This is a genomic window from Arthrobacter sp. 05N425, from assembly GCF_056397125.1.
The window spans coordinates 1-1,051 of record NZ_JBFTMU010000029.1 but is presented as its reverse complement, the minus strand read 5'-3'; the positions used below and the strand labels follow the sequence as shown (position 1 = coordinate 1,051).

The 1,051-nt window shown below is 64.4% G+C and carries 1 protein-coding gene; it reads left to right on the top strand.

All coding sequences use genetic code 11. The features are described 5' to 3' along the window. Window positions 1–2: 2 nt before the first annotated feature. A partial coding sequence (locus tag AC1DGE_RS16880; RefSeq protein ID WP_476917867.1) for an NHL repeat-containing protein occupies window positions 3–1,051 on the top strand: 1,049 nt, incomplete at its 3' end.

Sequence of the window (1,051 nt, the reverse complement as noted above, 5' to 3'; positions counted from 1 at the left end):
TTGTGGCTGCTGCTGCGGTGTTGGTGACGGGGGCCATCATCTATCCGGGGTTTAAGACTGCTGAGGTGGAGTTGAACGATGGTGGTGTGTGGGTGGTGTCGAAGGCGAAGAATGCGGTGGGGCGGTTGAATTATCCGTCGCGGGTGTTGGATGGTGCGGTGACGCCGGCGTCGACGACGTTTGATGTGTTGCAGGATGCCGGGACGGTGTTTGTTGATGATGCGTCGGGTTCGACGTTGAACCAGGTGTCGGCGGCGCAGATGCGTTTGGGCGGGGATAAGAAGTTGCCGGGGTCGGCGGAGGTGAGTTTCGGGTCGCGGGTGATTGCGGTGACGGATGCGGCGCGGGGCCGGGTGTGGGCGTTGTCGCCGTCGACGGTGAATGGTTTTGATGAGGAGAATTCGGAGCCGGTGCTGTCGGGGGCGCGGGGGACGGTGTCGGCGGTGGGGGCTGATGACCGGATTTATAGTGCGGATCCGACGTCGGGTCAGGTGACGGTGACGGCGGTGGATGCTGATGGCCGGGTCACGGATTCGCAGGTGAGTTCGTGGGAGGGGTTGAAGGGTGCGGGCAGCATCCAGTTGAGCGTGGTGGGGGATCAGCCGGTGGTGCTGGACGCGGGCGGCGGGAAGTTGTTGTTGCCGGGCGGGCGTGAGTTGGCGTTGGCGGATGCGAAGGATGCGAAGCTGCAGCAGCCCGGTCCCGGGGCGGGTGCGGTGGCGGTGGCGACGCCGAAGGCGCTTTTTGAGGTGCCGTTGGATGGTTCGGCGGCGAAGACGGTGGCCTTTGGCGGGCAGGGGGTTCCGGCGGCGCCGGTGCAGTTGGGTGGTTGTGTGCATGCGGCGTGGTCGGGGGCGAATAAGTATGTGCGGGACTGCGGCAGTGATGCCGATGACAGGAGCGTGGATGTGCCGAAGGCGTCCGCGTCGCCGTCGTATGTGTTCCGGGTGAACCGGGATGTGGTGGTGCTCAATGATGTGAATTCGGGCAATGTGTGGCTGGTGAACCAGAACATGCAGCTGGTGAACAACTGGGACGACGTCATCCCGCC